General features: G+C 63.6%; 13 protein-coding genes and 1 tRNA gene. 7 read left to right on the forward strand and 7 right to left on the reverse strand.

From position 1 onward, the window contains the following. The first annotated feature begins 197 nt into the window (after positions 1-197). Entirely contained in the window at positions 198-1,034 is an 837-nt protein-coding gene (gene bhcR, locus J2X50_RS11675) for an HTH-type transcriptional regulator BhcR (protein ID WP_429094956.1), read from the forward strand. A gap of 51 nt (positions 1,035-1,085) precedes the next feature. On the opposite strand, the gene J2X50_RS11680 is transcribed toward bhcR, so the two are convergent. Next, positions 1,086-1,403 carry a BA14K family protein gene (locus J2X50_RS11680; RefSeq protein WP_429094958.1) on the reverse strand — a complete coding sequence of 106 codons (318 nt, stop codon included), beginning with the start codon at positions 1,401-1,403 and terminating at the stop codon, positions 1,086-1,088. Positions 1,404-1,605: 202 nt separating this feature from the next. Here J2X50_RS11680 and J2X50_RS11685 point away from each other — a divergent pair, with 202 nt between their 5' ends. Next, entirely contained in the window at positions 1,606-2,094 is a 489-nt protein-coding gene (locus tag J2X50_RS11685) for a YbaK/EbsC family protein (RefSeq protein WP_429094960.1), read from the forward strand. Positions 2,095-2,132: 38 nt separating this feature from the next. Then, positions 2,133-3,107: a glycosyl transferase family 90 gene (locus tag J2X50_RS11690; protein WP_429094962.1), complete on the forward strand. Its 975-nt coding sequence runs from the start codon at positions 2,133-2,135 to the stop codon at positions 3,105-3,107. A 52-nt stretch (positions 3,108-3,159) separates the two neighbouring features. On the opposite strand, the gene J2X50_RS11695 is transcribed toward J2X50_RS11690, so the two are convergent. Then, a tRNA-Thr gene (locus tag J2X50_RS11695) sits at positions 3,160-3,235 on the reverse strand. A 155-nt stretch (positions 3,236-3,390) separates the two neighbouring features. On the opposite strand from J2X50_RS11695, the gene J2X50_RS11700 reads away from it, so the two are divergent. The 4 genes from J2X50_RS11700 (at position 3,391) to J2X50_RS11715 (ending at position 6,677) form a co-directional block, all read left to right on the forward strand. Beyond that, positions 3,391-3,558, forward strand: a complete 168-nt coding sequence (locus J2X50_RS11700) for a hypothetical protein (RefSeq protein WP_429094964.1) — start codon at positions 3,391-3,393, stop codon at positions 3,556-3,558. 137 nt (positions 3,559-3,695) lie between these two features. Continuing rightward, entirely contained in the window at positions 3,696-4,112 is a 417-nt protein-coding gene (locus tag J2X50_RS11705; RefSeq protein ID WP_429094966.1) for a hypothetical protein, read from the forward strand. Positions 4,113-4,196: 84 nt separating this feature from the next. Further along, complete coding sequence (locus J2X50_RS11710) at positions 4,197-4,970, forward strand: NAD kinase (protein WP_429094968.1); 774 nt, start codon at positions 4,197-4,199, stop codon at positions 4,968-4,970. A 168-nt stretch (positions 4,971-5,138) separates the two neighbouring features. Continuing rightward, positions 5,139-6,677 (forward strand): DEAD/DEAH box helicase, encoded by a 1,539-nt coding sequence (locus tag J2X50_RS11715; RefSeq protein ID WP_429094970.1) that lies wholly within the window; start codon positions 5,139-5,141, stop codon positions 6,675-6,677. A gap of 69 nt (positions 6,678-6,746) precedes the next feature. On the opposite strand, the gene J2X50_RS11720 is transcribed toward J2X50_RS11715, so the two are convergent. From J2X50_RS11720 to J2X50_RS11740, 5 genes are all read right to left on the reverse strand, one after another. After that, on the reverse strand, positions 6,747-7,394 hold the full coding sequence (locus J2X50_RS11720) for an OmpA family protein (RefSeq protein ID WP_429094972.1): 648 nt from the start codon (positions 7,392-7,394) through the stop codon (positions 6,747-6,749). Between the two features lie 226 nt (positions 7,395-7,620). Further along, positions 7,621-7,959 (reverse strand): hypothetical protein, encoded by a 339-nt coding sequence (locus J2X50_RS11725; RefSeq protein WP_429094974.1) that lies wholly within the window; start codon positions 7,957-7,959, stop codon positions 7,621-7,623. A 135-nt stretch (positions 7,960-8,094) separates the two neighbouring features. After that, positions 8,095-9,226, reverse strand: a protein-coding gene (gene prfB, locus J2X50_RS11730) for a peptide chain release factor 2 (protein WP_429094976.1) whose coding sequence is annotated in 2 segments (ribosomal slippage) — positions 8,095-9,159 and positions 9,161-9,226 — 1,131 coding nt in all. Because the reading frame shifts where the segments join, the coding sequence is not laid out codon by codon here. 141 nt (positions 9,227-9,367) lie between these two features. Then, positions 9,368-9,838, reverse strand: a complete 471-nt coding sequence (locus J2X50_RS11735) for a VOC family protein (RefSeq protein WP_429094978.1) — start codon at positions 9,836-9,838, stop codon at positions 9,368-9,370. Between the two features lie 240 nt (positions 9,839-10,078). Beyond that, on the reverse strand, positions 10,079-12,532 hold the full coding sequence (locus tag J2X50_RS11740) for a penicillin-binding protein 1A (RefSeq protein WP_429094980.1): 2,454 nt from the start codon (positions 12,530-12,532) through the stop codon (positions 10,079-10,081). Between the last annotated feature and the right edge of the window lie 151 nt (positions 12,533-12,683).

Here is a 12,683-nt window from a genome sequence, read left to right on the forward strand (position 1 = left end):
CCTCCATCGGTCGTGAAATTTCAACGTGACCGGATGGTGTCATCGCATCGTCCATTTTGCAATTTTTTCAGAATATTTTTTCATTTTTGTCATTTAGGTCCTATATATTGATTTTGCTGCATTTTTCATTTTTCGTTGCGCCATTTCCATTTTTGATGGAAAAGTTTTTTAGAACATTGCCGTAACCGGAGAGCGAGATGGCAACCGTCGAAAAGCGTCAGCGCGGCAGACCGCGTGCGTTCCAGCCCTCGCCCGATGCGGGTTCGGTGCAATCGCTCGACCGGGCGCTGCGCATCCTCGCCATCGTCGCACAAGGCGACGGGCTGTCACTCAGCGAGATCTCGGCTGCTTCCGAACTCGCCGCCTCGACCGCCTATCGCATGCTCACGACCCTGCAGAACCACGGCATGGTCGAGTTCGACAGCAGCGAACAGCTCTGGTCCATCGGCGTCGAGACCTATCGCATGGGCTCTGCCTTCCTGCGCCGGCGCAAGCTGGTCGACCGGGCCCGCGTCGTCATGCAGGAACTCATGGAGAAGACCGGGGAAACGGCAAATCTCGGCGTCGCCGAGGACGACTGCGTCGTGTTCGTGAGCCAGGTCGAGACCCACCAGGCGATCCGGGCCTTCTTCCGGCCCGGCACGCGCAGCCCTTTCCACGCTTCGGGCATCGGCAAGGCCGTTCTCGCCCATCTCGATCGCGACCGCGTCAATGCCATCGTGCGCAAGGCCGGGCTTGCCGCCTATACGGAGAGGACGCTGTCGGAATCGGCGGCCCTCGCCCGTGACCTCGAGCAGATCCGGGCGCGCGGCTGGTCGGTGGATGACGAGGAACGTTATCCCGGAATGCGTTGCGTGGCGGCCCCCGTCTTCAACGAGTTCGGCGAGCCGATCGGGGGCGTCTCCGTCTCAGGTCCCACGGTTCGGGTGACGCCGGAAAAGGTCCGGGAGATCGGTCCGCTCGTGCGTGAGGCGGCCGCCGAGCTGACACGCATGATCGGCGGCCAGGGCGAAGGCCAGCAGGCGGCGGGCTGAAGGGCACCGGGAGGAGTGCCGAGAACTCCTCCCATCACGTGGCCTCGCTCGCTAGAGGCGGCAGTAGCGAAGCCTGCCGTCGTAGCCGACATAGGTGTCGGTGCGCGGATCGTAGCTGCGATAGCGTGCGAAGCAGCGCTGGACGTGCGAGTCGTACGGATCGGCCGGGTAGTAGGCATCGTAGTAGGGCCCCGACGGTCGGCCTCCGGCGATCATGGCTCCGGCGATGAAGCCACCGACGCCGGCGAGGGCTGCGGCCTCCGCCTTGGTCAGGCTGCCGGCGGACGACTGCTGGACGGTGCCGGCCAGGCCGGTGATCGTGACAGTGGCGGCGATGAGACCCGAAATCATCTTGCTCTTGAACGACATGACGCTCTCCTCTGGTTGATCTGAAAGGCGATCCACTCGCCTCATGCCGATCAGTCGCCGGCAGAGGAGAAAAGGTTCATGTGCCCAGCAAAATTCCTGCAACGCCCGGCATCGTGGGCAACTGTCGGCCGCCTCGCTTGACTCCACGCGGTCAACGTCGGAAGTCAGGGACAATTCACACAGGTGTCGAGACAGGAAGATCATGAGCCTTCAGTCCGTCAAAGCCTTCTTCGCCGAACACGCGCCCGAAATCGAAGTCGTCGAAACGCCGACGAGCTCGGCGACGGTCGCGCTGGCTGCCGAAGCACATGGCGTCGAGACCGGCCAGATCGCCAAGACCATCTGCCTGCGCGTGGGCGACAAGGTCCTGCTCGTCGTCGCGGGAGGAAACGCCCGGATCGACAACCGCAAGTTCCGCGAGGCCTTCGGCGGCAAGGCGCGCATGCTGGAGGCCGACCAGGTGGTGGAACTCACCAGCCATCCGATCGGCGGGGTCTGCCCATTCGGCCTGCCCTCGCCGCTGCCCGTCTACTGCGACATGTCGCTGCGCGCCTACGACGAAGTCGTTCCGGCCGCGGGTGCAACCAATGCCGCCGTCAGGATCGGCGTCGAACGCTTGGCCAGGCTGGTCGGCGCCGAATGGTGCAACGTCTGCCAGGATGCCTCAGCCAGGGCCGAGGCGGCGGAATAGTGTCCGGGCATCCGAACGGCAAGACGACTGGATCATCGATGTCGGCCATCAAGCGAGCGGTACAGCGTGTCCACTACTATGCGCACAACGTTGCGCGCGATATCGCACCGCAGGCCCTGTTCCGGCGGAACCTGCAACGCGTGCTGGAGGGCATCGATCGCCACGGAGCCGATCGGATCGCAGAGCGATTGAACTACTACAACAAGCTGTCGCGCCTCTATCAGACGCCGGCCGACGGCTCGACGGTTGCCGGCATCCCCAGGGCCAAGAGCAGGTACTATTACGACCTCAAGGAGCATGCCCGCTATTTCCCGCGTCACTTGCGGATCGAGCACCTCTTTGGGGACATCGTTCACATTCCCGGCCTGCCTTCCATCGTCAAAAGCCGGCCCATCTCGGACGCCAACGAGCATTCCGTGGTGATGAAGCTGAACAAGTTCCGGCACTATCAGCTTTTCGACGACGGGACCGACTTCGACCACAAGAAGCCGATGGCTGTGTGGAGAGGCGGCGGGCGAAACCCGAAACGCGTGGCGCTCGTCCAGCGCTACCACAACCACCCCCTCTGCGACATCGGCCGGACAACGCGGAAAGTTGTCGACCACACGAACAAGCCCTTCCTGTCGCCCGCCGAACAGCTGAAGTACCGCTACATCATCTCGATCGAAGGCAACGACGTGGCCACCAACCTCAAGTGGATCATGGCGAGCCAGTCGCTTTGCTTGATGCCGCTGTCGGTCTACGAGACCTGGTTCATGGAAGGGCGCCTCATCGCCGGGCTGCACTTTGTCCAATTGCGCGACGATTTCGCCGATCTCGAGGACAAGATCATGCACTATGAGAAGCATCCGGCGGAGGCGCGCGAGATCATCCGCAATGCGAACGCCTATGTGGCGCAGTTCGCCGACGCGCCGCGCGAAAAACTTCTGTCGCTGCTGGTGCTCTACAAATATTTCGCGCTGACGGGCCAGATCGACCCCGATCCCCGGATTGCCGCCCTCTGGAATGGATGAACTGCGCGGACGCGGACACAGCGGGAGGCGAGGAAATCAATTCGGCGGGAAATGGTGCCCCCGGCAGGGATCGAACCCGCGACCTTCGGTTTACAAAACCGCTGCTCTACCAGCTGAGCTACAAGGGCAACGCGCTCCGGTTAGCATATTTCGCGGCGCAGTAAAGAACATTTCGGTGCCGCCATGGCCATTCGCCGGTGCAGCTGCGCCTGCCACTAAAACCAGACGCAACCGGTTCCTACATCATCTCCTTGCAACGAGCATGGCTCGGCGGGAGGTAGGCATGTTCAGATTCGTGATCCTGGCCGTGGTGGCAGTCGTCGCCTGGCTGCTCCTGCTCAAGCTGTACCGACAGGTTCGGCAGGCGCGAATCGACTGGATCGGGATCGGCATCATCGCCGGCTTCATCGCGCTTGCCTTCTATCTGCGGCACCTGTTCGGTACAGGATGACAAAGATCACTCCTGACCGCTGCGCGGTTTGGTGGCAATATTAGCAACCACACGCTGGACTTGCATACCTTAGCCGTCTAGCCCTTGCGAGACCTGGCGCCCCGCTTGCGGGGCGACGGCAAGCAAGAGGAGAGAATATGCTCAGGCAATGCGTGATTGCGTCGTTCGTCGTTGTTGCGGGAGCAACGGCAGCCAGCGCCCGGACCTGCGAGAAGAACTTCAAGGTCAGCGGCGTGCCGCTGGTGACTGCCATGAGCTACAAGAGCTCGCAGTCGTTTGCCAAGCTAAGGCCCGACGTCGCGCTGAAGCGCCTGGCCCAGGCCGTGGCGGCCGAAGGATTTTCCGGCATCAAGGTGAACAAGGAACTCGGGGCGATCGACGCCTATCAGGACACCTCAGGCAGCGGCCGCCTGCAGACGCTGCGCGTGGTTGCCCGGAGCCAGGGCGGCGGCACCGTGGTCAATGCCGTGTTCAACATCCAGCCGGGCCAGGTGACCACCAAGGATGTGGTGCGCAACGGCATGTGCGGCATCATCCGCGCAGCCGGCGGCTGAAGCTCCGGCGGGCCTTTGCTTCACGTCGAGGCACATGCTACGCCGTTGCCGGCGACCGACATCGGGACCGCCGGCAGGAAAGCTATGGACGCCAAGTCGCTGACATTCTCGTTCGCATCGTCGGGCACACCCGAGGCCGACGGCGCGGCCAAACGGCTGAGCAGGCGCTACGGCCAAATTCCCACCGGGGATGCCGACATCGTCGTGGCCCTCGGCGGCGACGGCTTCCTGCTGCAGACGCTGCGCGAGACCATGAGCACGGGCAAACGCGTCTACGGCATGAACCGTGGCACCGTCGGCTTCCTGATGAACGAGTATTCCGAGGACTCCCTCCCCGAGCGCCTGGCAGCGGCGGTCGCCGAGACCATTCGGCCGCTCGAGATGGAGACCGTCGACGACACAGGCGCCACCATGCACGCGCTCGCCATCAACGAGGTCTCGCTGCTCCGCCAATCCTACCAGGCCGCCCGTCTGCGCATCGCGGTCGACGACAAGGTGCGGCTCGAGGAATTGATCTGCGACGGCGTGATGGTGGCTACACCGGCCGGGTCCACAGCCTACAATCTTTCGGCGCACGGCCCGATACTGCCGCTCGACGCCCCGCTGCTGGCCCTCACCCCCGTCAGCCCGTTCCGCCCGCGTCGCTGGCGCGGCGCGCTGCTGCCCAAGACCGCAGTGGTCCGCTTCGACATACTCGAGGAAAGGAAGCGGCCCGTGAACGCGGTGGCCGACCATACCGAGGTGAAGTCGGTGGTCTCGGTCAAGGTGCAGGAATCTGCGACCCACACGGCAACGTTGCTGTTCGATCCGGGGCATTCGTGGAGCGAGCGCATCCTCGCCGAGCAGTTCAGATACTGAGATAATCGCAGTGCCAACAAGTAGATGGCTGCAACCGCGCGCCATTGTGCCAGTTTGAGTTGACAAATCGCATACTTACGCCTATCGCGTTGCGGCATATCGCAGGCGGTTTGCGCCTGTCGCGGTGAAACTGCCGCGCCCTTGAACGAGCAAAGACAGCCAACAAACTTGTCCGAAGACACTCAGACCGCTCCAGAAGCGTTGACCTTCGCAGACCTCGGCCTTTCGCCGAAGGTTCTTTCTGCAGTCTCCGACGCGGGCTATACGCAGCCTACGCCGATCCAGGCCGGCGCCATTCCGCATGCGCTGCAGGGCAAGGATGTCCTCGGCATCGCCCAGACCGGTACCGGCAAGACGGCATCCTTCGTGCTGCCGATGCTGACGCGCCTCGAAAAGGGCCGCGCCCGCGCCCGCATGCCGCGCACGCTGATCCTCGAGCCGACGCGCGAACTCGCAGCGCAGGTCGAAGAGAACTTCGTCAAATACGGCAAGAACCACCGCCTCAACATCGCGCTGCTGATCGGCGGCGTGTCCTTTGACGAGCAGGAAAAGAAGCTCGAGCGCGGCGCCGACGTGCTGATCGCGACGCCTGGCCGCCTGCTCGACCATTTCGAGCGCGGCAAGCTGCTGCTGACCGGCGTCGAGATCCTGGTCATCGACGAAGCCGACCGCATGCTCGACATGGGCTTCATCCCCGACATCGAGCGCATCTGCAAACTGATCCCGTTCACCCGCCAAACGCTGTTCTTTTCGGCGACCATGCCGCCGGAGATCACCAAGCTCACCGAGCAGTTCCTGCACGCACCCGTGCGCGTCGAGGTGGCGAAGGCGGCTACGACGGCGTCGACCGTCACCCAGCGGCTTGCCAAATCCGGGCCGAAGCCCTGGGACAAGCGCGAGACGCTGCGCCGCCTGATCCGCGCCGAGGGCGACGAGATCAAGAACGCAATCATCTTCTGCAACCGCAAGGTCGACGTTTCCGAGCTTTTCCGTTCGCTGGTCAAGCACGACTTCAATGCGGGCGCGCTGCATGGCGACATGGACCAGCGGGCACGCATGACGATGCTGTCCAACTTCCGCGACGGCAAGCTGCAGCTGCTGGTGGCGTCCGACGTGGCCGCGCGCGGTCTCGACATTCCCGACGTCAGCCACGTCTTCAACTACGACGTGCCGATCCATTCGGAGGACTATGTCCACCGCATCGGCCGCACCGGCCGCGCCGGACGTTCGGGCAAGTCGTTCACCATCGCCACCCGCTCCGATACCAAATATGTCGACGCCATCGAAAAGCTGATCGGCCAGAAGATCGAATGGCACGACGGCGACCTGTCGACGGTGGTCGCGAGCGAAGGCGACGACGAGGCCCCACGCCATGGCCGCGGCCACTCGCGCCGTGGCGGCAAGGAACGTCATGGCCGCGAGCGCGATCGCAAGCCTCATCGCGAGGAAGCGCCGGCCCAGCAGGCTGCCGAGGTCGAGCCGGTCGCCGACAACGTCATCTCCGATATCGACGAGCGCCGGGCGCGCAAGGATGCGATCCGCAACGGTAATGCCGAACGCAAGTCGCGCCCAGACCATGAAGACAAGCCGCGGCGGGACGATCGCAGCCGCCGAGGCAATCGCAATCGCGAAGACGAGGAAGACGATCGCATCGTCGGCTTCGGCGACGACATGCCGGCCTTCATGCTGATCGCGACCAACGTCTGAAAAGTTCACTTCAAAAAGAAACGGCCCCGAAATTCGGGGCCGTTTCGTATTTCAGAAGGCGTTCGCCGCTCAGGTGAGCGGCGACAGCTGGATCTCGACGCGACGGTTCTGAGCGCGGCCTTCCGGCGTGCCATTCGATGCGATCGGCCGCGTTTCGCCGAAGCCGGTGACGGCAAAGCGGCGCGAATCGACGTTCTGGGCGCTGAGATAGTTCGCCACCGAAAGCGCACGGCGCTGCGACAGGTCGAAATTGTAGTTGTCGTCGCCTGTCGAGTCGGTGTGGCCGAAAACGTCGACGGTCGTCTGGTTGAACTTCTTCAGCACCAGCGCCACCGAGTTCAGGGTCGGATAGAAGTTCGCCTTCACCGCATCCTGGTCGGTATTGAAGGTGATGTTCGACGGCATGTTCAGGATGATCTGGTCGCCGGCGCGCGTGACGCTGACGCCCGTGCCCTGGAGCTGGGCGCGCAGTTCTGCTTCCTGCCGGTCCATGTAGCCGCCGGCGAGACCGCCCGCGAGGGCGCCGACACCAGCTCCGATCAGGGCATTGCGGCGATCGTTGCCGCCGGCGAGCAGGCCGAGGCCGGCGCCAGCCAGCGCTCCGATGCCGGCGCCGGCAGCGGCATTGGAGACCTTCTGCTGGCCCGTATAGGGATCGGTCGTGCAGGCGGCGACAAGCATGCTGCCGACCAGCACGCACAAGACAGTCTTCTTCATGGAAAAATCCCTCTCCGTATTCGCGAGCGCAACGCGCATCGCCCAAAGCCCTGTTCGGCCTTGTAGCATGAAATACGGCGAAAAACGGAACGGTGGAGGCTTGAAGCCGCGCAATCTCACAGTTTCACGCCTTCGAACGACTGCAAGGTTGAACCTTGATCTGGCGCCCTTCCCCACCGACACTTCGATGTTCTCGACAGCGCAGGCATAGAACGCGCAAATCGGATCAAAACGACCTGGGCGGCACGAACAGGCAGATGGTGCGCGTGTCGTCGGCGCCCGCCACCGAGCACCAGTGATACTCGCCGTCCGGAGAATCGTGGATGCGCGGATCCCCGTAGCTCACCACTTCACCGGTTCTCTCGATGACATACCCCTGAGGCCGCTCGCTGATCTCCTTCTTGGGCACTTCGCGGCAGTCGTAGCCGGAACAGCAGACGAAGGGATAGGTCCACCCCTGGGGCGCATCGTGCGCAAGCACGGCAGAACGGCCAAGCAACAGAAGAACAGCCACGGCTGCGGCCAATGCGCAGCGCGCACGCGGCAGGCGTATTCTCGGGCGCATGACAGTGTCCCTCGAGATCACCTCCCAAGCGAATCCTGCGCCCGTGTGGTTAACGGAATCTTGCCGCGAATGTTCCGGGCATCAAGCGCCCGGCCTTGCCGCGATGCGGAAGGCCGGGCCCTGGATTTGCGAAGCTCAGTCGATATCCGCGACGGGCTGCCCCACGCCGCCTTCGATGCGGTTGGCGAGCGAGGCTTCCATGAACTCGTCGAGATCGCCGTCGAGCACGTCGGATGGGCTGGTGCTCTCGACGCCGGTGCGCAGATCCTTCACCAACTGGTAGGGCTGCAGCACGTAGGAGCGGATCTGGTGGCCCCAGCCGATGTCGGTTTTGGCTGCCGCCTCGGCGTTGGCCGCGGCCTCGCGCTTCTCGAGTTCCTGCTCGTACAGGCGCGAGCGCAGCATCTCCCAGGCCTTGGCCCGGTTCTGGTGCTGCGAGCGGCCTGCCTGGCACGCCACCGCGATGCCGGTCGGGATGTGCGTGATGCGCACCGCCGAGTCGGTGGTGTTGACGTGCTGGCCGCCGGCGCCCGACGAACGATAGGTATCGATGCGCACTTCCGACTCGGGAATGTCGATCTGGATCGTGTCGTCGATGACCGGATAGACCCAGGCGCTGGAGAACGAGGTGTGCCGCCGGGCGTTGGAATCATAGGGCGAAATCCGCACCAGGCGATGCACGCCGGATTCGGTCTTCAGCCAGCCATAGGCATTGTGACCCTTGATCATCAGGGTCGCCGACTTGATTCCGGCTTCTTCGCCGTCGTGCATTTCCAGCACCTCGACCTTGAAGCCGCGGCGCTCGGCCCAGCGGGTGTACATGCGCAACAGCATGTTCGCCCAGTCCTGGCTTTCGGTGCCGCCGGCGCCCGCATGAACTTCGAGATAGGTGTCGTTGCCATCGGCTTCGCCAGACAGCATGGTCTCGATCTGGCGCTCGCGCACCTCGCCAGCCATCGTCTTGATCGCCGCCTCGGCGTCGCCGATGATGCTCTGGTCGCCCTCGGCCTCGCCCATTTCGATGAGTTCGAGATTGTCCGAAAGCGCCTGTTCGAGCCGCTTGACGCCGTTGACGCCGTCATCCAGCGACTGGCGCTCGCGCATCAGCTTCTGCGCTTCCTGCGGGTCGTTCCAGAGGCTGGGATCCTCTGCCCGCATGTTCAGGTAATCAAGCCGCTTTACCGCCTGATCCCAGTCAAAGATGCCTCCTCAGCAGGCTTATGGCCTGCCTGATTTCGTCGACGATGTTCTGCGTTTCCGCGCGCATGGTATCTTGCTTCTTCTTGCTGGGTTCGGCCCAAAACGGCCTATTGAATCGGCGCGGACCATAGGGATGAGGCCGCCGCCTGTAAAGCAAAATGGGCAGGCAGCCGCGGCGCCTGCCCATGCTCGGCCCGCGTGAGGAAGCTCAGCCGGCAGCAGCAGCCTCGAGCCTGGCAACCTCGATCCTGGTCATCTGCAGCATCGCCTGCATGACGCGGCCGGCCCTGGCGCCGTCGGGGTCGCTCAAAAGGCGCGGCAGCGCCTCGGGCACGATCTGCCAGGACAGGCCGAACTTGTCCTTCAACCATCCGCACTGGCCCGGCTGCCCGCCCTCCGACAACGAATACCAGTAGTGATCGACTTCGGCCTGATCCTTGCAGTCGACAACCATTGAGATCGCCTCCGTGAACTTGAACATGGGGCCGCCGTTGAGCGCGGTGAAGCGAAGCCCTTCCAGTTCGAACTCCGCCACCATCGCGCTGCCTGCCGGTCCTGGCCCGGCGTCGCCATAGCGCGTGACCCGCCCGATCTTCGAGTTCTTGAAGATCGCGGTATAGAACATCATGGCCTCCTCGGCCTGCGTGTCGAACCACAAGAACGGGGTGATCTTCTGCATCATTCTCTCCCTGGTGCTGAAACCGAATGGGAGCGGCTCTCGGTACCGCACCCATCCAAGGACGTTCGGGCAACGCAGGTTCCGACATCTGCGAGGAACCGCCTCCGTCGCGACTATTAAATAACCAAACAGATATATAACTATATTGGCACTCACAAGCCGGATTCGAACGACGCGGTTCGAACAAAAAAGCGCGCGGCAAGCCGCGCGCTTATCGTTTCCGAGCTGGTCGGCGTGCGGCTAGTAAAGTCCGCCGCCACCCTCGCTGATGGCCTTGCTGGCCTGCGGCGACAGAGCCTCGCCCGAGCCGTTGCTGCCATCCTCGCCCATGCCGATGACCCAGTAGCTGTCGGCGGGCCCGGTACCGGGCTTGAACGCCTCGATGATGGTCCCCTGCTGGCCGTCCTGGGCCTGCATGCCGGTCTTGCGGTCGATGGCGATGAGCTTCATGCCTTCGGGAACCACGAAGTCGACCTTCGGCGTTCCGTCGAGAGCGACCGACATGAAGTCCTTGAAGATCGGCGCAGCGATGCCGCCGCCCGTCGATCCCTTGCCGAGCGGCGTCGGCTTGTCATAGCCCATGTAGAGGCCGACCACGAGATTGGGCGTGTAGCCAACGAACCAGGCGTCCTTCTCGTCGTTGGTCGTGCCGGTCTTGCCGGCCAGCGGACGGTCCAGTTCGCGCAGTGTCATCGCCGTGCCGCGCTGGACCACGCCTTCCATCATCGAGGTGATCTGGTAGGCGGTCATGGGGTCGAGCACCTGCTCGGAATTGTCGATCAGCTCCGGCTCGGGCTGATTGGCCCATTCGGTGGCGACGCAGCCCTCGCAGCCGCGTTCGTCATGCTTGTAGACGGTCTTGCCGTAGCGGTCCTGGATACGGTCGATCAGCGACGGCTTGATCTGGCGCCCGCCATTGGCCATCACAGAATAGGCCGAGACCATGCGCATCACCGTCGTCTCGCCCGAGCCAAGCGACATCGCCAGCACCGGCAGCATCTTGTCATAGACGCCGAAGCGCTCGGCATATTCAGCGACGGTCTGCATGCCCAGGTCGTTGGCCAGCCGCACCGTCATCAGGTTGCGCGATCGCTCGATGCCGGTGCGCAAGGTCGATGGGCCTGCCGCCTTGCCGTCATAGTTCTTCGGCGTCCAGCTGGTCGTACCCGTCTGGATGGTGATCGGCCCGTCCATGATGACCGACGCCGGCGTGTAGCCGTTGTCGAGTGCCGCGGCATAGACGAACGGCTTGAAGGCCGATCCCGGCTGGCGCATGGCCTGGGTGGCGCGGTTGAATTCGGACTGCGAGTAGGAGAAGCCGCCAACCATCGCGAGCACGCGCCCGGTGTGGGGGTCCATCGCAACCAGCCCGCCGGAAACCTCCGGCGGCTGGCGTAGCGCGTAGCCGTCGCCCTTCTCGTTCTTCTCCACGAAGATCACGTCGCCGGCCTTGAGCACCTCGGCCGGAGAATTCGCCTTGAGGCGCTTGCCGTCGACGACGTAGCGCATGGCAAAGCTCATGTCTTCTTCCGACACCTTGCCCTGCTCGCGCTCCTTCACCAGCGCGCCCGAGACATCCCGCTTGGGCTGCAGGCCGATGTCCAGGCCTGCGCTGGAACTGTCGAGCACCACGGCGAGGCGCCACTCGGGCACGTCGTCGAGGCCCTTCACCTCTCCGAGTGCGGCGCCCCAATCGCCGGAAACGTCGATCTTGGTCACCGGCCCGCGGTAGCCGCGCAGGCGATCATATTTGAGCAGGCCGGTCTGCATCGCCTTGCGGGCGATGAGCTGCAGCTTCGGATCGAGCGTGGTGCGCACCGACAGGCCGCCCTCATACAGCGCGTCCTGGCCGTAGCGGGCGATCAGTTCGCGGCGAACTTCCTCGGTGAAGTACTCGCCGGCGAACAGATAGGTGCCGTTGCGGCGCGGGGTGACGCCGAGCGGCGTCGCCTTGGCCTTTTCGCCTTCCTCGCGCGACACGTAGCCGTTGGCGACCATCTGGTCGATCACCCAGTTGCGGCGCTCGATGGCACGGTCGGTGTACTTGAACGGCTGATAGTTGGACGGTCCCTTGGGCAGGGCTGCGAGATAGGCTGCCTCGGCGACGGTCAGCTCGTTGACCGACTTGTCGAAATAGGTCAGCGCAGCGCCGGCGATACCGTAGGCGCCCAGGCCGAAGAAGATCTCGTTGACATAGAGTTCGAGGATCCGGTCCTTGGAATAGGCCTGCTCGATGCGGAAGGCCAGGATCATCTCCTTGATCTTGCGCTCGTAGGTCTGGTCGGAGCTGAGCAGGAAGTTCTTGGCGACCTGCTGGGTGATCGTCGAGGCACCCACCTGGCGGCGGCCGGAGCCGACGTTCTGGAAATTGGTGAAGACCGCCCGCATCAGGCCGGTCACGTCGATGCCGGGATGGTTGTAGAAATTCTTGTCCTCCGCGGAGAGGAAGGCTGCCTTGACCCGGTCGGGCACGGCCTGGATTGGCAGATAGAGCCGGCGCTCGCGGGCGAACTCGCCCATCAGCGCACCGTCGGAGGCATGGATGCGGGTTGTCACCGGCGGCTCGTATTTGGCCAGCACCTCGTAATCGGGCAGCTCCTTGGTGAGCTGGCCGATATAGATCGCCACGCCTGCCGCGACGATCAGCGCGAGCGCCGTGCCGACGCCGAAGAAATAGCCGATGAGACGAATCATGCCCGCTCCAGTACAAGGTTCGGGGATTCCCTAAACCAACCCGCCGTTGCCGCAAGCCGCAGGAACCGTCCCGATCCGCAATCGGTCACCCTTGTCGCGCTGTTGTGGGCAAAATACGGCAACATTCCAAGTCAGGCAAAGATTTCGACCG

It is taken from the genome of Aminobacter sp. BE322, assembly GCF_050433525.1.
Lineage (GTDB): Bacteria > Pseudomonadota > Alphaproteobacteria > Rhizobiales > Rhizobiaceae > Aminobacter.